General features: G+C 31.1%; 24 protein-coding genes. 23 read left to right on the top strand and 1 reads right to left on the bottom strand.

The genetic code is table 11. The features are described from left to right. Nucleotide 1: 1 nt before the first annotated feature. The 20 genes from secY (at nt 2) to cwlD (ending at nt 13,759) form a co-directional block, all read left to right on the top strand. On the top strand, nt 2-1,282 hold the full coding sequence (gene secY / locus DY168_RS12720) for a preprotein translocase subunit SecY (protein ID WP_115642081.1): 1,281 nt from the start codon (nt 2-4) through the stop codon (nt 1,280-1,282). Nucleotides 1,283-1,302: 20 nt separating this feature from the next. Continuing rightward, nucleotides 1,303-1,965, top strand: a complete 663-nt coding sequence (locus DY168_RS12715; RefSeq protein WP_115642501.1) for an adenylate kinase — start codon at nt 1,303-1,305, stop codon at nt 1,963-1,965. Further along, entirely contained in the window at nt 1,952-2,701 is a 750-nt protein-coding gene (map, locus tag DY168_RS12710) for a type I methionyl aminopeptidase (protein ID WP_115642080.1), read from the top strand. The genes DY168_RS12715 and map overlap by 14 nt, the downstream gene beginning before the upstream one ends. Before the next feature lie 77 nt (nt 2,702-2,778). Next, nucleotides 2,779-3,069: a KOW domain-containing RNA-binding protein gene (locus DY168_RS12705; protein ID WP_242984132.1), complete on the top strand. Its 291-nt coding sequence runs from the start codon at nt 2,779-2,781 to the stop codon at nt 3,067-3,069. A gap of 7 nt (nt 3,070-3,076) precedes the next feature. Continuing rightward, nucleotides 3,077-3,295, top strand: a complete 219-nt coding sequence (infA, locus tag DY168_RS12700) for a translation initiation factor IF-1 (RefSeq protein ID WP_029451387.1) — start codon at nt 3,077-3,079, stop codon at nt 3,293-3,295. Nucleotides 3,296-3,310: 15 nt separating this feature from the next. Next, nucleotides 3,311-3,424: a 50S ribosomal protein L36 gene (rpmJ, locus tag DY168_RS12695; RefSeq protein ID WP_025434559.1), complete on the top strand. Its 114-nt coding sequence runs from the start codon at nt 3,311-3,313 to the stop codon at nt 3,422-3,424. 142 nt (nt 3,425-3,566) lie between these two features. After that, complete coding sequence (rpsM, locus tag DY168_RS12690) at nt 3,567-3,935, top strand: 30S ribosomal protein S13 (RefSeq protein ID WP_115642079.1); 369 nt, start codon at nt 3,567-3,569, stop codon at nt 3,933-3,935. A 15-nt stretch (nt 3,936-3,950) separates the two neighbouring features. Further along, nucleotides 3,951-4,346 (top strand): 30S ribosomal protein S11, encoded by a 396-nt coding sequence (gene rpsK / locus DY168_RS12685; protein WP_115642078.1) that lies wholly within the window; start codon nt 3,951-3,953, stop codon nt 4,344-4,346. Nucleotides 4,347-4,370: 24 nt separating this feature from the next. After that, nucleotides 4,371-4,991, top strand: a complete 621-nt coding sequence (rpsD, locus tag DY168_RS12680) for a 30S ribosomal protein S4 (protein ID WP_115642077.1) — start codon at nt 4,371-4,373, stop codon at nt 4,989-4,991. A gap of 109 nt (nt 4,992-5,100) precedes the next feature. Then, nucleotides 5,101-6,048: a DNA-directed RNA polymerase subunit alpha gene (locus DY168_RS12675; protein ID WP_115642076.1), complete on the top strand. Its 948-nt coding sequence runs from the start codon at nt 5,101-5,103 to the stop codon at nt 6,046-6,048. A gap of 12 nt (nt 6,049-6,060) precedes the next feature. Beyond that, nucleotides 6,061-6,402: a 50S ribosomal protein L17 gene (gene rplQ, locus DY168_RS12670; RefSeq protein WP_115642075.1), complete on the top strand. Its 342-nt coding sequence runs from the start codon at nt 6,061-6,063 to the stop codon at nt 6,400-6,402. A 186-nt stretch (nt 6,403-6,588) separates the two neighbouring features. Continuing rightward, on the top strand, nt 6,589-7,434 hold the full coding sequence (locus DY168_RS12665) for an energy-coupling factor transporter ATPase (protein ID WP_115642074.1): 846 nt from the start codon (nt 6,589-6,591) through the stop codon (nt 7,432-7,434). Beyond that, a complete protein-coding gene (locus DY168_RS12660) occupies nt 7,419-8,288 on the top strand; it encodes an energy-coupling factor transporter ATPase (protein ID WP_115642073.1) in 870 nt (289 codons plus the stop codon). The genes DY168_RS12665 and DY168_RS12660 overlap by 16 nt, the downstream gene beginning before the upstream one ends. Nucleotides 8,289-8,300: 12 nt before the next feature. Beyond that, entirely contained in the window at nt 8,301-9,101 is an 801-nt protein-coding gene (locus DY168_RS12655; protein ID WP_115642072.1) for an energy-coupling factor transporter transmembrane component T family protein, read from the top strand. Between the two features lie 12 nt (nt 9,102-9,113). Beyond that, nucleotides 9,114-9,848, top strand: a complete 735-nt coding sequence (gene truA / locus DY168_RS12650; protein WP_115642071.1) for a tRNA pseudouridine(38-40) synthase TruA — start codon at nt 9,114-9,116, stop codon at nt 9,846-9,848. A gap of 41 nt (nt 9,849-9,889) precedes the next feature. Next, entirely contained in the window at nt 9,890-10,027 is a 138-nt protein-coding gene (locus tag DY168_RS14740) for a hypothetical protein (protein WP_172556359.1), read from the top strand. Further along, nucleotides 10,008-10,442, top strand: a complete 435-nt coding sequence (gene rplM / locus DY168_RS12645; protein WP_115642070.1) for a 50S ribosomal protein L13 — start codon at nt 10,008-10,010, stop codon at nt 10,440-10,442. Before DY168_RS14740 ends, rplM begins: the two co-directional genes overlap by 20 nt. Before the next feature lie 26 nt (nt 10,443-10,468). Next, nucleotides 10,469-10,861, top strand: a complete 393-nt coding sequence (gene rpsI, locus DY168_RS12640) for a 30S ribosomal protein S9 (protein ID WP_115642069.1) — start codon at nt 10,469-10,471, stop codon at nt 10,859-10,861. 399 nt (nt 10,862-11,260) lie between these two features. Further along, entirely contained in the window at nt 11,261-12,877 is a 1,617-nt protein-coding gene (locus DY168_RS12635) for a Na/Pi cotransporter family protein (RefSeq protein ID WP_115642068.1), read from the top strand. 228 nt (nt 12,878-13,105) lie between these two features. Next, complete coding sequence (gene cwlD, locus DY168_RS12630) at nt 13,106-13,759, top strand: N-acetylmuramoyl-L-alanine amidase CwlD (RefSeq protein WP_115642499.1); 654 nt, start codon at nt 13,106-13,108, stop codon at nt 13,757-13,759. A gap of 143 nt (nt 13,760-13,902) precedes the next feature. On the opposite strand, the gene DY168_RS12625 is transcribed toward cwlD, so the two are convergent. Further along, nucleotides 13,903-14,682: a DUF3048 domain-containing protein gene (locus tag DY168_RS12625; RefSeq protein WP_115642067.1), complete on the bottom strand. Its 780-nt coding sequence runs from the start codon at nt 14,680-14,682 to the stop codon at nt 13,903-13,905. A gap of 312 nt (nt 14,683-14,994) precedes the next feature. Between DY168_RS12625 and DY168_RS12620 the strand changes: the two genes are divergently transcribed. From DY168_RS12620 to glmL, 3 genes are all read left to right on the top strand, one after another. Continuing rightward, the gene (locus tag DY168_RS12620; protein ID WP_341458793.1) at nt 14,995-16,008 is read left to right on the top strand and encodes a GntR family transcriptional regulator; all 1,014 of its coding nucleotides are present in this window, start codon (nt 14,995-14,997) and stop codon (nt 16,006-16,008) included. A gap of 111 nt (nt 16,009-16,119) precedes the next feature. Then, on the top strand, nt 16,120-16,575 hold the full coding sequence (glmS, locus tag DY168_RS12615; RefSeq protein ID WP_115642066.1) for a methylaspartate mutase subunit S: 456 nt from the start codon (nt 16,120-16,122) through the stop codon (nt 16,573-16,575). A 23-nt stretch (nt 16,576-16,598) separates the two neighbouring features. Next, nucleotides 16,599-18,116 carry a methylaspartate mutase accessory protein GlmL gene (gene glmL / locus DY168_RS12610; protein ID WP_115642065.1) on the top strand — a complete coding sequence of 506 codons (1,518 nt, stop codon included), beginning with the start codon at nt 16,599-16,601 and terminating at the stop codon, nt 18,114-18,116. Nucleotides 18,117-18,160: the final 44 nt, after the last annotated feature.

Genomic DNA, 18,160 nt, shown 5'->3' with positions numbered 1-18,160 from the left:
AATGCTATCAACCCTACGTAATGCTTGGAAAGTTCCAGAATTGCGAAAAAGACTGATATATACTTTATTTTTAATTGCAATTTTCAGGATGGGAAATCATATTCCTGTTCCTGGAATTGATACAAGTCGTTTAGCAGATTTTGCAGGTCAATCTGGAAATCTGATTAACTTTTATGACTTAATATCAGGAGGTGCATTTAGTACATTTAGTATATTTGCATTAGGTGTTGTTCCTTATATTAATGCATCAATTATTATGCAATTATTAACTATTGCAATCCCTCAGTTAGAACAATTATCAAAAGAGGGAGAAGATGGAAGAAGGAAAATACAAAATATTACTAGATATGCAGCTATACCTATAGGAGTTCTACAAGCTTATGGCTCTTTCTTATTAATACAGAGTCAAAATGCAATAAAGGATACTTCTATGATGAATGTAATCATGATAATATTGACTTTATTAGCAGCATCAACATTTTTGATGTGGCTTGGAGATATGATTACTGTTAAGGGCCTTGGTAATGGAGTTTCACTTATTATATTTGTAAATATAATATCTAGATTTCCAAATACTATTTTTAAGATATCATCTCTTAAAAAAGGACAGTATATCGGACCTGTAGAAATTGCAGTATTTGTAATAGTAGCATTAGCTTTATTGTTAGCTGTAATAGGTATGTCACTTGCAGAAAGAAGAATACCTGTTCAATATGCAGGAAAGTCAGTTGGGAATAAGGTGTTTAAAGGTCAATCTTCACATATTCCAATAAGCATCACCAGTTCAGCTGTAATAGCTATAATATTTGCTATGTCTGTTATGCAATTTCCTTTTACAATAGGACAATTTTGGCCTTTATCTTGGTTTAATAAAGTGATAGTAAATGGACGTTTCAGCCCATTTAAAAATAACTCTATAATGTATATAATCTTTTATGCTGTATTAACAATATTCTTTACCTGGTTCTATACACAGGTTACTATGAAACCTGAAGAGATGGCAGAGAATATGAGTAAATCAGCTGGATTTATACCAGGTGTAAGACCAGGAAATGCAACAGCAAGATACTTAGAAAGGATCCTAGATAGAATTTCTATTATAGGCGGTATCTTTGCAGCGGTAATTGCTTTATTCCCTATAATACTTGAAAATTACACTTCTTTTAAAGAAATTTCATTTGGAGGTACTATGTTACTTATAATGGTAGGAGTATCCTTAGATACATTAAGGCAAATGGAATCTCAATTAGTAATGCGTCATTATCAAGGATTTCTTAAATAGGGATGATGGAGATGATGCCAGTGAAAATAGTATTATTAGGTCCACCGGGTGCCGGCAAGGGCACACAAGCAAAATCAATAAGCAACAGATATTCTATACCACATATATCCACAGGGGATATATTTAGAAAGAATATTGCAGAAAACACCCCTTTAGGCATTGAAGCTAAAAAACATATTGATAAAGGTCATTTGGTTCCAGATGATTTAACTATAGATATAGTTAAGGATCGATTAAAAAAAGAAGATTGTGATAAAGGGTACTTATTAGATGGTTTTCCTAGAACAGCTATGCAAGCAGAAGCTCTAGAATGTTTTTTGAATTCTAGAGGCGAAAAGCTTAATACAGCTCTTTTGATAGATGTCCCAAGGGGCTTTATATTAGAAAGAATGACAGGCAGAAGGGTTTGCCCGGCTTGCGGTGCTAGCTATCATATAAAATTCAATCCACCAACAATTGATGGAAGATGTGACATTTGTGGTACTGATATAATTCAAAGAAAAGATGATGTTGAAAGTACTGTAAGTGAAAGATTAGATGTTTATGATAAGCAAACAGAGCCTTTGATAAATTACTATAAGAGTGAAGGTTTACTAACTATTGTAGATGGTACTAAAGCTATTAATGTAGTTTTCGAGGAAATATGTAACATTCTAGGGAGCAACAAAAATGATAATTATTAAAACCCACGAAGAAATTGAATACATGAGGCAGGCAGGAAAAGTGGTGGGAGATACTCTTTTAAAATTAGAAGAGATAGTAAGACCAGGAATTACTACTGCAAAGATAGATGAAATTGCGGAAGAATTTATAACTAAGCAAGGTGCAAAACCTTCTTTTAAGGGATATGGTGGATTTCCAGCTTCCATATGTACCTCTATTAATGAAGAAGTAGTTCATGGTATACCAACCAACAGGGTTTTAAATGAAGGTGATATCATAAGTATTGACTGTGGAGCCATTTTAAATGGATATCAGGGAGATGCAGCTAGAACCATCCCTGTTGGAAAAGTTTCTAGTGAAATTATGAAACTTATAGAGGTTACAAAAGAAAGTTTTTTCAAAGGTGTAGAAAAGGCCGTAGTTGGAAATAGGCTTACAGATATATCTTATGCTGTTCAACAGCACATTGAAACTAATAAGTTTTCAGTGGTAAGAGACTATGTAGGTCACGGAATAGGAAGGGATCTGCATGAAGATCCCCAAGTTCCGAACTATGGAAAACCTGGGAAAGGGCCCAAATTAGTTAGTGGGATGGTTTTGGCTATTGAGCCTATGGTAAACATAGGCGGTTTCAAAGTAATTACGAAACCAAATGGATGGACTGTTGTTACTGTAGATGGAAGCTTGTCCGCACACTATGAAAATACAGTAGCTATATTAAATGAAGGTCCAGAGATACTTACGCTAACAAAATAAGGTTACAACTGCTTAGTTATAAATTCACATTGAATCTTATATCTCAATGTAGATTTATTGCTAAGGTAATCATAGAGGTGAATGTTTTGCAAGACAATGACTTAATTGGTAAAATTGCATATTCTAAAGCTGGCAGGGATAAAGATAAAGGATATATAATTATTGGGAAAATAGATGATAATTATGTATTAGTTGCTGACGGAAAGAAGAAAACTATAAATAAACCTAAAAGAAAAAGGCTTAAGCATCTTAATTTAACTTGTGAGGTTGCAAATGAGATTAAAGATAGTTTGTTAAGTGATGAGCGAGATATAGATATTAAGATTAAAAGCTTTTTAATATTAAAAGCCATTGTTAAGGAGGTTTGATTACCTTATGTCAAAAGATGATATAATAGAAATGCAGGGTACAGTAATTGATGCTTTACCAAACGCCATGTTTCAGGTAGAATTAGAAAGTGGGCATGTAATACTTGCTCATATATCAGGGAAATTAAGAATGAATTTCATACGAATTTTGCCAGGTGATAAAGTAACATTAGAACTTTCACCTTACGATTTAACTCGTGGAAGAATTACCTGGAGAGCAAAGTAATAAGGAGGATTAGCTATGAAAGTAAGACCGTCAGTTAAGCCTATTTGTGAAAAGTGTAAGATCATAAAAAGAAAAGGAAGAGTAATGGTAATCTGTGAAAATCCGAAGCACAAGCAAAAGCAAGGCTAATTTCATAAATAGTAATTAATAAAAAAGACAATCTGCTATTAAGTTTTAGGTAAGGCTGACAATAGAGGGAACGATATACTCTATTGACCTAGGATTTTAAATATATAAAAGCAAGTTTAAATACCAGGAGGTGTAAATTTTAATGGCAAGAATATCAGGTGTTGACCTACCAAAAGAGAAAAGAATAGAAATAGGTCTGACTTATATATATGGAATAGGAAATTCCATCGCTAAAAAACTGTTAAAAGAAACTGGCATTAATGGTGATACTAGGGTGAGAGATCTTAGTGAAGAAGAAGTTAATGTTATAAGAGATTATGTAAATAAGAACTTAAAGGTTGAGGGAGATCTTAGAAGAGAAGTTGCCCTTAACATAAAAAGATTAGTTGAAATTGGATGCTATAGAGGAATAAGACATAGAAAAGGTCTTCCAGTAAGAGGACAAAAAACAAAAACTAATGCTAGAACAAGAAAAGGTCCAAAGAGAACTATAGCTAACAGAAAGAAATAGTAAGGAGGTAGAGTAATGGCAGCACAAAAGGTTAAGAAAACAAGAAGAAGAAAAGAAAAAAAGAATATTGAACATGGAGCAGCACACATAAAGTCAACGTTCAATAATTCAATAGTTACTTTAACTGATACAGCTGGAAATGCTTTATCATGGTCTAGTGCAGGTGCTTTAGGATTCAGAGGATCAAGAAAGAGCACACCATATGCAGCACAAATGGCAGCAGAAACAGCTGCAAAAGTTGCAATGGAGCATGGCTTAAAGAGTGTTGAAGTTTATGTTAAAGGACCAGGATCAGGAAGAGAAGCAGCTATAAGATCATTACAAGCAGCTGGAATTGAAGTTACATTAATTAAAGATGTTACTCCAATACCACATAATGGTTGTAGACCACCAAAGAGAAGAAGAGTTTAGTATAAGTAACAGGAGGTGTAATTAATGGCAAGATATACTGAAGCTACCTGCAGATTATGCAGAAGAGAAGGTATGAAACTATTTCTTAAAGGAGATAGGTGCTATACAGATAAATGTGCGTTTGCGAGAAGAGCATATGCTCCAGGACAACACGGACAAAGTAGAAAGAAAGTATCCAACTACGGATTACAATTAAGAGAAAAGCAAAAAGCTAAGAGAATATATGGTGTGTTAGAAAAGCAATTTAGAACATATTATGAAAAAGCAGATAAGCAAAGAGGAATAACAGGTGAAAATCTATTAAGATTACTAGAGATGAGATTAGACAATGTAGCTTATAAGTTTGGATACGGGGCTTCAAGAACAGAAGCTAGACAATTAGTTACTCATGGACATTTCTTAGTAAACGGAAGTAAGGTAGATATTCCATCTTACCAAGTTTCAATAAATGATGTTGTATCTATCTGTGATAAAAGCAAGGCTACTGAAAAATTCAAGATATTTGCTGAAAATCCAAAGACTTTACCAAGTTGGTTAACAGCAAATCCAGAAAATTTTGAAGGAACAGTTATTGCTGAACCATCAAGACAAGATATAGACGCTCCTATAAACGAGACATTAATAGTTGAGTTATATAGTAAGTAATAGTCTAATAATCTATTAATCTGCTAAATATAGAAAAATCAATTTAGTAGGTATAGAATCAGTTGCCCTCATATAAGGTTGCCATTTAAAAAACAAGGAGGGTTTGCCAATGTTAGAAATCGAGAAGCCTAAAATTGAGTGTATAGAAATTAGCGAAGATGAAAGTTATGGTAAGTTTGTTGTAGAACCTCTAGAGAGAGGATACGGTATAACTCTTGGGAATGCTTTAAGAAGAATATTAATATCTTCACTACCTGGTGTTGCAGCTAGATATGTAAAGATAGATGGTGTACTTCATGAATTCTCAACAGTTCCAGGTGTTAAGGAAGACGTAACAGAATTAATATTAAACATTAAATCTCTTGCTCTTAAAATGACAGGTGAGGGCCCTAAGACTATATATATAGATGCAAAGGGACCTTGCGAAATAACAGCTGGAGATATAAAAACTGATAGCGATATAGAGGTTGTTAATAAAGATCTACATATAGCAACCCTGGATGATAACGCAAGATTATACATGGAGATTATAGTTGGAAGAGGAAGAGGTTATGTTTCACAAAATAAAAACAAAATCGAAGAACTTCCTATATCATCTATACCTATAGACTCCATATATACCCCAGTTAAAAGAGTTAATTTTACCGTTGATAACACAAGGGTTGGTCAAATCACAGATTATGATAAACTAACCTTAGAGATCTGGACAAATGGAACCATAAAAATCGAAGAAGCTTTAAGCTTATCAGCTAAAATTCTAATAGAACACTTTAAGTTATTCATGACTCTTACTGATCATGCAAATGATGTAGAGATTATGATTGAAAAAGAAGAAGATAAAAAGGAAAAGGTTCTTGAAATGACTATTGAGGAACTTGATTTATCAGTTAGAAGTTATAACTGTTTAAAAAGAGCTGGAATAAACACAGTTCAAGAACTTGCCCAAAGATCTATTGAAGATATGATGAAGGTTAGAAACCTAGGAAGAAAGTCCCTAGAAGAAGTAGAACGAAAACTTAAAGACTTAGGCTTGGGATTAAGATTAAACGACGAGTAAGGAGGTAAAGCTATGGCAGTGTACCGTAAATTAGGTCGTCCAACCGACCAAAGAAGAGCAATGTTAAGAGGTCTTGTTACTAGTTTCTTAAAGTATGGTAAGATAGAAACTACAGAAGCAAGAGCAAAAGAAACAAAGCGATTAGCTGAAAAAATGATCACTCTTGGAAAAAGAGGTGATCTTCATGCAAGAAGGCAAGTACTTGCTTTCGTAACTGAAGAAGAAGTAGTAAGAAATTTATTTGATAATATAGCTCCTAAGTACAGTGAAAGAAATGGTGGATATACTAGAATTTATAAAGTAGGTCCACGTAGAGGAGACGGAGCAGAAGTAGTTATATTAGAATTAGTATAACAATTAAGGGGATTAAGTGGCATTAGCTTAGTCCCCATTTTAATATATCTATTTATTTTTACCTTTTAATATTTTATTTTATTTTATAATACATGAACATTATTGATGTGTAAGTAATGGAAAATATATTTATAAAGTCTACTTTTCATTACTTATATGCATATTTTTATTTTGGAGGATTACTAAATGGAAAATACTATGATTAGATGCGAAAACCTTACATATAAATATATAAATTCAGAAGATAATTCAGAAAAGTATGCTGTGAATGGTGTTAACCTAGAAGTTGAAAAGGGAGAGTTCTTGGTAGTATTAGGACATAATGGTTCTGGAAAGTCAACTCTTGCAAAGCATTTAAATGCATTATTAATCCCATCAGAAGGCAAGGTTTATGTTGATAATATGGACACATCTGATGAAAATAACACATGGAATATTAGAAGTAAAGCAGGCATGGTTTTTCAAAATCCTGATAATCAAATAGTTGCAACAATTGTAGAAGAAGATGTGGCCTTTGGCCCAGAAAATCTTGGAGTAGAGCCTAGTGAAATAGTAAAAAGGGTAGAAGAAAGTTTAAAGACAGTAGGGATGTATGATTACAGGAAACATGCACCACACCTATTATCCGGTGGGCAAAAGCAAAGAGTAGCTATAGCAGGTATATTAGCTATGAGACCTAAGTGCATAGTATTTGATGAACCTACAGCTATGCTGGACCCGTCAGGGAGAAAAGAGGTAATCAACACTATAAAGAAACTTAATAAAGATTTTGGAATAACTATAGTACTTATTACTCATTACATGGAAGAGGCAGTAGAAGCAGATCGTATAGCTGTTATGGATGAAGGAAAGATAATAATAAAAGGCACACCAAGAGAAGTTTTTAAAAATGTGGAGTTAATGAAGAAAATAGGATTAGATGTTCCACAGGTTACCGAACTTGCTTATGAATTAAAAAAGAGTGGAATTGATATTAATACGGAAATATTAACTATAGATGAGATGGTGAATAAATTATGTCAATTAAAATAGAAAATTTAACTCATGTTTATATGAAAAATACACCTTTTGAAAAGAAGGCATTAGACGATATAAGTATAGAAATAAATGACGGTGAATTTGTTGCTCTTATTGGACATACAGGATCAGGAAAATCAACACTTATACAGCACTTAAATGGCTTATTAAAACCCACCAGTGGAAAAATAATAATTGATGGGCAAGATATACTTAAAAGAGGAGTAAAATTAAGTGATGTAAGAAAAAAGGTGGGCTTAGTATTTCAATATCCTGAATATCAATTGTTTGAAGAAACTATAGAAAAAGATATAGCTTTTGGTCCTAAAAATTTAGGACTAAAAGATGAGGAAATACTTAAAAGAGTTAAAAGAGCAATGGAAATGGTAGGAATAGATTACGAAGAGTATAAGGATAAATCACCCTTTGATTTAAGTGGAGGTCAAAAAAGACGTGTAGCTATTGCAGGTGTTGTAGCTATGGAACCTAAGATACTTATATTAGATGAACCTACAGCAGGACTTGACCCAAAGGGAAGAGACGATATATTATCTCAAATTAAAACCTTACATAAGGACTATAATATGACTATAATATTAGTTTCACATAGTATGGAAGACGTTGCGAAAGTATCGGATAGAATTATAGTAATGAATAAGGCAACTTGCATTTTAGATGGAAAGCCAAAAGAAATATTTCAAAATATAGATCAGTTAGAACAAGTTGGGCTAGCAGCTCCTCAAATTACCTACTTAGTTAGAGAATTAAGAGCTAGAGGCTTTGAAATAGAAAAAGATATATTTACAGTTGAACAAGCTAAAAGGGCCATTTTAAAATATTTAGATAATACCAAGAAAGCTAGCTTATAGGGGGAAGAACTTATGATAAAGGATATTACAATAGGACAGTATGTACCAGGGGAATCTTTTGTTCATAAATTAGACCCCAGGACTAAAATATTAATATCATTATTATTTATAATCCAATTATTTCTAATCAAAAGCTTTAGTGGATATATATTTGTAGTGGCATTCGTATTAGCTACAGTTTCAGTTGCAAAGTTATCACCAACGTATTTATACAAAGGCTTAAAACCTGTTTTTATACTTATAGTTATAACTGCTATTTTAAATTTATTTATGGTAGAGGGGACTAATATTATATTTCAATGGAAGTTTATAAAAATATATAAAGAAGGATTAAGTACAGCAGGCTTTATGGTACTAAGATTAATATTTTTGATACTTGGAACATCTTTGCTTACATTAACAACATCACCAATTGAGCTTACAGATGGAATTGAAAGACTTTTAAACCCTTTTAAAAAGATAGGTCTGCCAGCTCATGAACTAGCAATGATGATGACTATAGCATTAAGATTTATACCTACACTAATGGATGAAACTGATAAGATAATGAAGGCGCAGATGGCTAGAGGTGCTGATTTTGATAGCGGAAATATAATAAACAAAGCAAAAGGATTAATACCATTACTTGTTCCACTATTCATAAGTTCATTTAGAAGAGCAGATGAGCTTGCTATGGCTATGGAGTCAAGATGTTATAGAGGCGGAGAAGGTAGAACTAGAATGAAACAACTTAAAATGCAAAGTATAGATTTCGTTGCTAGTATAATATATTCTTCTTTAGCAACGTTATCCATAGCTATATATTATGTATAGGTGGATATTATAATGAAAAATATAAAATTAATAGTGGAGTACGATGGAACAAATTATAGTGGATGGCAAAGACAGAAAAATGCAATGACTATTCAACAAAGAATTGAAGAGGCTATATTTAAATCAACGGGGGAAAGCTTAGATGTAATAGGATGTAGTAGAACAGATGCAGGGGTACATGCAAAGGCTTTTGTATTAAACTTTCATACTAAATCAACAATACCATCAGATAAAATTAAAAATGTTATAAATCTAAACTTACCAGAAGATATCATTATATTAAGCTCGGAAGAAGTAGAAAAAGAGTTCCATGCTAGGTATAGCTGTGTAGCAAAAACCTACTCATATACTATATTTAATAGAGAAAGTGTACCAGCGTTATATAGAAATTATGTATATCATGTAAGGAAACCTTTAAATATGGATATAATGATAGAAGCCAGTAAATACTTTCTAGGTAAACAAGACTTTTCTGCATTTAAAAATATGGGAAGCTCCGTTAAAACTAGCATTAGAACTATTAAAGATATACAAATATACAAAGATAATAATTATATAAAAGTATATATAACCGCAGATGGATTTTTATATAATATGGTTAAAATAATAGTAGGCACTTTAGTTCAAATTGGAAAAGGTAAAATGCCACCAAGCCAGATAGTGGATATAATAGAATCAAAGAACAGATCTAAAGCAGGAAAAGCAGTTTTGTCATCAGGGCTTTGTTTAGAAAAAGTATTTTATTAATTTAATAAAATACATTGACACACCAGGAAGATTGTATTACAATGATAATGTTTGAAAAAACTATATTTACTAAGTGTATAAGAACTACGAAGGTTAGATCTTCACATAGAAATAGAAGAACTAGAAAAGTCTATATAAGAAGTTCAGGGAGGGAAAAAGATGAAATCATACATAGCTAAAACAGGAGAAGTTGATAGAAAATGGTATGTAGTTGACGCAGCAGGAAAACCATTAGGTAGAGTTGCCAGCCAAGTAGCATCTATATTAAGAGGAAAACACAAACCAACATTTACACCAAATGTTGACACAGGTGATTATGTAATAGTAATCAATGCTGAAAAGGTACTTTTAACTGGAAAGAAATTAGATCAAAAGATGTTAAGACATCACTCATTTTATCCAGGTGGATTAAAAGAAACACCTTACAGAGAAGTGCTAAAAAAGAAACCAGAATATGCATTTGAAGAAGCTGTAAGAAGAATGCTTCCAACAGGAGTACTTGGAAGACAAACATTAAGAAAGCTTAAAGTATACAGAGGTTCTGAGCATGATCAACAAGCACAGAAACCAGAAGTTTTAGAACTTAAATACTAATAGGACGCGAGAGGAGGAAATTTTAAATGGCTAAAGTTCAATATATGGCAACTGGTAGAAGAAAGAAAGCTGTAGCAAGAGTAAGACTTATACCGGGTGAAGGAAAAATAACTATAAATAACAGAGACATAGAAGAATTTTTTGGATTAGAAACTTTAAGAGTTATAACTAACCAACCATTAGTTTTAACTGAAACTAAAAGCAAATTTGATGTTTTAGTTAATGTACATGGTGGGGGATATACAGGTCAAGCCGGAGCTATAAGACACGGTATTACAAGAGCATTAGTTAAAGCTGATGAAACTTTAAGACCTGAACTTAAGAAGGCAGGATTCTTAACAAGAGACCCAAGAATGAAAGAAAGAAAGAAATACGGTCTTAAGAAAGCTAGAAGATCACCACAATTTTCAAAGAGATAGTATTAATAAAATCACGAAACCCGCAAACATTTATGTTTGGGGGTTTTATTTTTTTGCCTAAGTTATTTAAGTTTATAGAACTTACATTATATTAAGACCTAAATATTTTTAAGTGTTAACCTTATTACTTGTTGATATAAAGCCTTTTAAAATAATTAGTTGTGACTATATTAGCTTTATTAAATAAATATTTAAAAATGGTTTATAAAATAGTGGAATATAGTCAAAACTAATAATGTATAATTAATAGTAAGTTATTTTATTAAATAGATAATTAAATTACATAAAATGTATGTCTATATTAAGATTAGGTTAAAAGTTGTAAGATTCTATTAACATATACATAAATATATTGTATTATTTTGAAGGTAAAAGTAAATTATAATGGGGGAATATGGTTTGAATGCGATGACAATTATAATTGGATTAATAGGTGGTCTAGGTTTATTTTTGTATGGTATGAAACTTATGGGAGAAGGATTAGAAAATGCCGCTGGTGAAGGGCTAAAAAGTATACTAGAAAAAGCTACTTCTAATAAGTTTATGGGTGTATTAGTAGGTGCAATAATAACAGCTGTAGTTCAAAGCAGCAGTGCTACTACGGTAATGGTAGTAGGATTCGTTAATGCTGGGCTTATGAACTTATCACAGGCAGTAGGAGTTATAATGGGTGCTAATATAGGTACTACAATAACTGCTCAGTTAGTAGCATTTAAGTTAGATACAATAGCTCCTATATTTGTAGGTATAGGTGTAGCTATAGTAATGTTTTCGAAATCTACAAAAAGAAGAGAATTTGGTAACATAATATTAGGATTCGGAATGTTATTTATGGGTATGGCAATAATGGGAGATGCAATGAAACCAATCGCAGAGTCTCAACAGTTTAAAGATTTAATCATTGCAATAGGCGATAATTGGTCAATTGGTATTGTAGCAGGATTAGCTATGACAGCTGTAGTTCAAAGCTCTTCAGCAACCACAGCTATACTTATAGCTTTAGCAGGTACAGGTAGTATTGATATGTCTATAGCAATTCCTATAATTTTAGGATGCAATATAGGTACTTGTGTTACAGCCCTTTTATCTAGCATAGGAACATCTAAAACAGCTAGAAAAGCAGCTATTATACATTTGTGTTTTAATGTTATAGGTACGTTAATATTTATTCCACTAAGAGTACCTTTAGCGCAATTAGTTCAACAAGTTAGTCCATTAAATGTACAAAGACAAATTGCAAATGCTCATGCAGTTTTTAATATAACAAATACTATAATATTACTTCCTTTGAGCAATTATTTAATACTTATAGCAAACAAGGTTATAAAAGGAGACGACGAAATAGAAAAGGCTGGAGCTAAGTTTATAGATGACAGGCTTTTAGAAACACCAGTAATAGCACTAGGTCAGCTTATAAAAGAAGTTTTGAGAATGGCAAATAAGGCTAAACAAAATGTTGAAATTGCTATTAAAGCTTTTGAAAGTGATGATGAAAAATTAGTTGAAAAAGTTTATAAAAATGAAAAAATAATAAATGTTTTGGAACAAGAAATAACTACATATTTAGTGAAACTTTCAAAAACAGAAGTTTCAGATCAACAAAAAGGAATTATAGCCTCTACCTTTCATGTTGTAAATGATATAGAGCGTATAGGAGATCATGCAGAAAACATTGCAGATTTAACAAATGAAAAGATAATAAAAAGGTTAGAATATACTAGTGAAGCTTTAGAAGAACTTAAACAGATGTATGATTATACTATCTACTCATTACAACTTGCAATAGAAAGTTATGAAAATAATGATCCAAACAAAGTTGAAGAATTATTAAATGTGGAACAAAGAATAGATACATTAGAAAGAGAATTTAGATCATCTCATATAAGAAGATTAAATGAGGGTAAATGTACAGCAACTGCTGGGGCGGTGTATTTAGATATAATAAGTAATCTTGAAAGAATAGGCGACCATTCTACAAACATTGCTGAAAATATAAATGCAAGTGTGTCTAGATAATATATAGATATAAAATCAGTTACTTTTAATTTAAAAGATAACTGATTTTTTTTATTGTAGAAAATTATCTTGTTAGTTTAAAATAGATCCAACTTTTTAATTAAAATATATTATTATGGGAACAATATATTAAGACAATGCCTTTAATAATAATTTTAAAATAGATGGAGGTGAATATCTGTGAAATATATAAAACAAAAAGGTATTTACAAGTTAACTTTTAGTGTAATGTTTATTTTAACATTAATTATAGCTATAACACCTTTTAGCTATAAAGTAGAAGCTGTAGAAAGCAAAAATAAAATTATACTTATAGACCCAGGACATGGAGGAATAGATGGCGGGGCAGTGTCAAAAAGTGGAGTTTTAGAAAAGGATATTAATTTAAGTATAAGTAAGATGTTAAAAGAAAGTTTAGAAAAGGAAGGATACGAGGTTCATATTACAAGAGAAGAAGATAAAGGTTTGCATGAAGATAAAGGTACAATAAGAGAGAAAAAGAATCAAGATCTTAATAATAGGTGCCTAATGAAAGATAAGATAAAATGTGATATGTTCCTAAGTATACATTTAAATATGTTCCCTCAAATAAAGTATTCAGGTGCACAAGTATGGTATTCAGATTATGAAAAGAGCAAAGATTTTGCAAAGATACTTCAAGATACATTAAGGGAGGAATTAAATCCAAGTAACAATAGAAAGGAAAAGTCGGCAGGAGATACTTATAAAATATTACGAGATGGATACAAAGCTCCTTGTGTAATAATTGAATGTGGATTTTTATCAAATATAGAAGAAGAGGCTAAACTTAAAACAGTAGAATATCAAGATAGTATTGCTAAAGCAATAACAAAAGCTGTAAATAAATATTATGAAAATTAAGTATGATTAAAATTAAGTATGATTAAAATTAAGTATTTAATAAATTACAATTTAAATATATCAAAAAGAAGACCCATTCTTAATATTTTAAGTATGGGTTTTTTATTGTGGTTAATATTCTTATATTTATAGAATAAATGAAATCATTTATAGATTAAAGAATTATTTTTATCTATAATCACCCACCAAGTATTACCTCTAACTATGGAAAGGGGTACATCATTAGAATCATACATAGAAGTTTTATTGTTATCTTTACACCATCTCATATTTAACGCTTTGCCACTTGAAAATAACATTCCATATCCTGAATCATTTCTGTTAGAAATTCTAAAAGATGCTGGATCATCTACAAATTGAACCACCACATTAGTAGCTTTTATTATTTCCTTATCTAAGGCATCTATATGAGGAAGGCTTCCTAAAAAGTGTTCATATACGCCTTCTTTATATATAAAATTAGAACAGTAAAGATTATTAAGGTTAATAAACAAGTAATTAGCATCTACTAAATTAGAGTCTACATCAACTACCTCTTTAAAATTAAAACTTTGAATTGAATCTAAATTGCTAGTGCGAATTGATGATATTGGATAATTATTATTTGGGATATTACTGTAAAATATAGCGTTATAATTAAGTTTTTGGTTTTCATCTATAAACTCATAAATAATATCAGCCTTACCTAGACCACAAATTGAATTATTTTCATAAATATCAGTGTAATTAACTGAGATAGGTATGGGGTCCTTATTATAAACACTAGTAATTATCTCACCAGTTATTGGAGATACATTTATACTATTGTTAGGAATATAATTCTTTTTATAATTAATATAGTTATAAATATTAATTAATATAATGATTATTAAGATAGCAATTAAAACTTTTATAATATAATCAAATAGCTTATTTGTATTCATTCAACTCTCCTACATAAAGTAAACTTATTTATATTATTAAGATATATTATATCTATATGTGAAATATGTTAAATAATATTTAGCATTTAAATTAGATATAAAGATATATTCATAATAATAAGGGTAAATAATACAAAGGTTTAAAATTAACTACTTATTTTATTAATAGTAGATTTATAAAGGCATATATTATTAATATTATAATAATAAGAAAGCTTTAATAAAAGATGTACATTATAAAGGTTACTAAAGTATTAAACAAGTTATGAAAACGTATTGATTGGACTGGTGGGTTGTGATATTATTTAATCGGTGGTTCAATCCATTAGTCCAATAGATCTTGGGAGGCGAATTAAAATAAACATAGTTATAACTAAAAAGAGTGGTATTCCACTGTATTTGCAAGTAAAAAAGCAAATAATGTATCTTATTAGAAGTGGCTTTCTCAAGGTTGGAACAAAGATGCCAACAGAAAGAGAATTATCAGAAAATCTAAAGGTGAGCAGAAATACAATAAGTACTGCCTACAAAGAATTAGAAAAAGAAGGCGTTTTAAAATCTTACCAAGGTAAAGGAACATTTGTAGCAGAAGAAGCCAAGCCTTGGAAGGAGCAAAATGTTAGAGATAAAATAGTTAGATTTGTAGATATAGGAATAGAAGAGGCTTTAGAATCTGGTATGAATATTGGCGAGTTTTTGGACATAGTAAGTACAAGAGTTAAAGAAAAGTCAGATTTCATGAAAGAACTTAAAGGTATTTATGTAGAATGCAATACAGAGCAATCTAGAATGTTTAGCAAAGAATTAAGTGAAGCTATGAATATGAATGTTGTGCCCTTAACTATAGGTGAACTTAAGAGAATGGATGAAGAAACATTAACATTATTAAAAGAATCTCAAGTAGTTATATCAACCTTTAATCATGTTAATGAAGTACACGAGCTTATAAAAGGACTTGACAAAGAGATATTTGGAGTCGCTATTAATGCAGATTTAGAAACTATCGTAAAAATAGCAAGGTATAAAGAAGGAACAAGGTTTGGATTTTTGTGTATATCTGAGGAATTTATGTTTAAAATAAAGGGCGCTTTAGAAAGTGCAGGACTTGGAGGTATAAATATAAAGTATACAAATACACAAAATTTACAAGAAGTAAAAGAACTTATAGAGGAATCGGAAGTAATAATTGTTTCACCTGGAAGATTTAAAGAAACAAAAAGATTAAATAATGAAGATAAAGATATAATTAAATTCATATATAATTTAGACGAAGGATCTGTAAAAGCATTAAGATCTAAAATACTAGAAATAGATTATAAAGGGTAATAATTGTAAGTTATTTTATAAATTATGATAATAGAAATATTTAATTTGCAATTAAAATAAAAATAAAAAGAAATCATTTAATTTCATTATTATTTTTAGGAGGCTTATAAAATGGAAGAAAAGAGATTAGTTCTTGGAGTAATTGGTTCAGACTGTCACGCAGTGGGAAATAAGATTTTAGACTATGCTTTGTCTGAAGCAGGGTTTAAGGTTGAAAACATAGGGGTATTATCACCACAAGAAGATTTTATAAATGCAGCGGTAGAGACAAATGCTGACGTTATAGTAGTATCTTCCCTCTATGGACATGGCGAGATGGATTGTAGAGGAATGAGAGAAAAGTGCGACGAGTCTGGACTTAAAGATATAATCTTATATGTAGGTGGAAATATAGTAGTTGGAAAACAAAATTGGCCAGAGGTTGAAAAAAGATTTAAAGACATGGGGTTTAATAGGGTATTCCCTCCAGGAACATCTGTAGAAACTACTATAAAGTGCTTAAAAGAAGACTTATACTCAAAAGAAGAATTGAAATTAAAAGAGGAATTAGAATTAAAACAAAATTAAAAAAGTAAATGGATGTGATGTTAATGGATGCATATTTATTAATAGACTTTGGAAGTACCTATACAAAGCTTACAGCCATAGATATTAAAAAAGAAGAGATATTGGCTACATCTAAGGATATAACTACAATAGAAGAAGATATAATGATAGGCTTTAATAAGGCTTACAATAAATTATTAAAAGATTTAGAAGGCAAAGAAGTTAATTTTGTAAGAAGACTTGCTTGCTCATCAGCGGCAGGGGGATTAAAAATGATAGCCATAGGACTTGTGCCGGAACTTACGGCTGAAGCTGCTAAAAGAGCAGCTTTAGGTGCAGGCGCAAGGGTGCTAAAAACTTATAGCTATGAGCTTACAAATATAGAAATGAAAGAAATCAAAAAATCCGATATTGATATTATTCTACTTGCAGGAGGTACAGATGGTGGAAATAAGGAATGTGTAATACATAACGCTAAAATGCTTGTGAAACATGGGATTAATATTCCGGTTGTAGTAGCTGGAAATAAAGGGGCTAATGACGATATAAGTGAATTATTTAGTGATGCTGATATACCTTATTTTATTGCTGAAAATGTTATGCCTAAATTAAATTCATTAAATGTGGAACCAGCAAGAGAAGAAATAAGAAAGATATTCATGAACAGAATAGTAGATGCAAAGGGTCTTACAAATGCAGAAGAATATATAAATGGAATACTTATGCCAACCCCTGCTGCTGTACTTAAAGCGGCAAGGGTATTAAGCGAGGGTAGTGATAAAGAAGAGGGAATAGGTGAAGTTGTTGTTATAGATATTGGTGGTGCAACTACAGATGTACACTCTATAGCAGACGGTGACCCAACAAAAGCAGGTGTTACACTTAGAGGTCTTGAAGAACCCCTCGCAAAAAGAACTGTTGAGGGTGATCTTGGCATGAGATACTCTGCATTATCCTTATGGGAGGCAGCAGGAACTAGAAAAATCAAAAAGTATCTTAAAAATAAAGAGTTAGATGTAGAGGAAAACTGTACACTAAGATCTAAAGACATAATGATGGTACCAAAAACTGAAGATGAGGTAGATTTTGATGAGTCCATGGCACGTATTGCAACAGAAATTGCGATGGAAAGGCACTGTGGATATGTAGAGCCAGTTTACTCACCTTTAGGGGTTGTATACACTCAATACGGAAAAGATCTTATGGAAGTAAAATATATGATAGGTACAGGTGGAGTTTTAGTTCATAGTAAAGATGCAGGAAATATATTACAAGCAGGAAAATTTTCTAAAGAAAATTTAAATTCTTTAAGACCACAAAGAGCAAAGTTATTATTAGATAAAACTTATATACTTTCATCTATGGGATTACTTGCAGAAGAATTACCAGATTTAGCTGTAAGGATAATGAAAAAGTATCTAGTAGAAATAGATTATAAAGAAGATAAAGAAGATAAAGAAGATAAAGAAAATGATTATATTGATGAAAAAAAGATAGAGCTATTTAAGCAACAGTTTAAGGATGCACAAAGCTTTGATAACCACTGTAGCGGTGAATTTTAGTTAAATTTTTATTATGGGTATAAATTTAAGAAGGGCAGGTACAA

It is taken from the genome of Clostridium putrefaciens (assembly GCF_900461105.1).
Taxonomy (GTDB): Bacteria; Bacillota; Clostridia; order Clostridiales; family Clostridiaceae; genus Clostridium_L; species Clostridium_L putrefaciens.
Note: the sequence above shows the minus strand (reverse complement) of the source record. Positions and strands in the feature narration are given on the sequence as shown.

Excerpts from the sequence above, each read along its gene's own strand:
- map (WP_115642080.1), top strand. The coding sequence starts at position 1,952 with ATGATAATTATTAAAACCCACGAAGAAATTGAATACATGAGGCAGGCA.
- glmS (WP_115642066.1), top strand. The coding sequence starts at position 16,120 with ATGGAAGAAAAGAGATTAGTTCTTGGAGTAATTGGTTCAGACTGTCAC.
- DY168_RS12625 (WP_115642067.1), bottom strand. The coding sequence starts at position 14,682 with ATGAATACAAATAAGCTATTTGATTATATTATAAAAGTTTTAATTGCT.
- truA (WP_115642071.1), top strand. The coding sequence starts at position 9,114 with ATGAAAAATATAAAATTAATAGTGGAGTACGATGGAACAAATTATAGT.
- rpsM (WP_115642079.1), top strand. The coding sequence starts at position 3,567 with ATGGCAAGAATATCAGGTGTTGACCTACCAAAAGAGAAAAGAATAGAA.
- rpsI (WP_115642069.1), top strand. The coding sequence starts at position 10,469 with ATGGCTAAAGTTCAATATATGGCAACTGGTAGAAGAAAGAAAGCTGTA.
- rpmJ (WP_025434559.1), top strand. The coding sequence starts at position 3,311 with ATGAAAGTAAGACCGTCAGTTAAGCCTATTTGTGAAAAGTGTAAGATC.
- DY168_RS12655 (WP_115642072.1), top strand. The coding sequence starts at position 8,301 with ATGATAAAGGATATTACAATAGGACAGTATGTACCAGGGGAATCTTTT.
- DY168_RS12665 (WP_115642074.1), top strand. The coding sequence starts at position 6,589 with ATGGAAAATACTATGATTAGATGCGAAAACCTTACATATAAATATATA.
- infA (WP_029451387.1), top strand. The coding sequence starts at position 3,077 with ATGTCAAAAGATGATATAATAGAAATGCAGGGTACAGTAATTGATGCT.
- DY168_RS12675 (WP_115642076.1), top strand. The coding sequence starts at position 5,101 with ATGTTAGAAATCGAGAAGCCTAAAATTGAGTGTATAGAAATTAGCGAA.
- rpsD (WP_115642077.1), top strand. The coding sequence starts at position 4,371 with ATGGCAAGATATACTGAAGCTACCTGCAGATTATGCAGAAGAGAAGGT.
- DY168_RS12660 (WP_115642073.1), top strand. The coding sequence starts at position 7,419 with ATGTCAATTAAAATAGAAAATTTAACTCATGTTTATATGAAAAATACA.
- glmL (WP_115642065.1), top strand. The coding sequence starts at position 16,599 with ATGGATGCATATTTATTAATAGACTTTGGAAGTACCTATACAAAGCTT.
- rpsK (WP_115642078.1), top strand. The coding sequence starts at position 3,951 with ATGGCAGCACAAAAGGTTAAGAAAACAAGAAGAAGAAAAGAAAAAAAG.
- rplM (WP_115642070.1), top strand. The coding sequence starts at position 10,008 with ATGAAATCATACATAGCTAAAACAGGAGAAGTTGATAGAAAATGGTAT.
- cwlD (WP_115642499.1), top strand. The coding sequence starts at position 13,106 with ATGTTTATTTTAACATTAATTATAGCTATAACACCTTTTAGCTATAAA.
- rplQ (WP_115642075.1), top strand. The coding sequence starts at position 6,061 with ATGGCAGTGTACCGTAAATTAGGTCGTCCAACCGACCAAAGAAGAGCA.
- DY168_RS14740 (WP_172556359.1), top strand. The coding sequence starts at position 9,890 with ATGATAATGTTTGAAAAAACTATATTTACTAAGTGTATAAGAACTACG.
- secY (WP_115642081.1), top strand. The coding sequence starts at position 2 with ATGCTATCAACCCTACGTAATGCTTGGAAAGTTCCAGAATTGCGAAAA.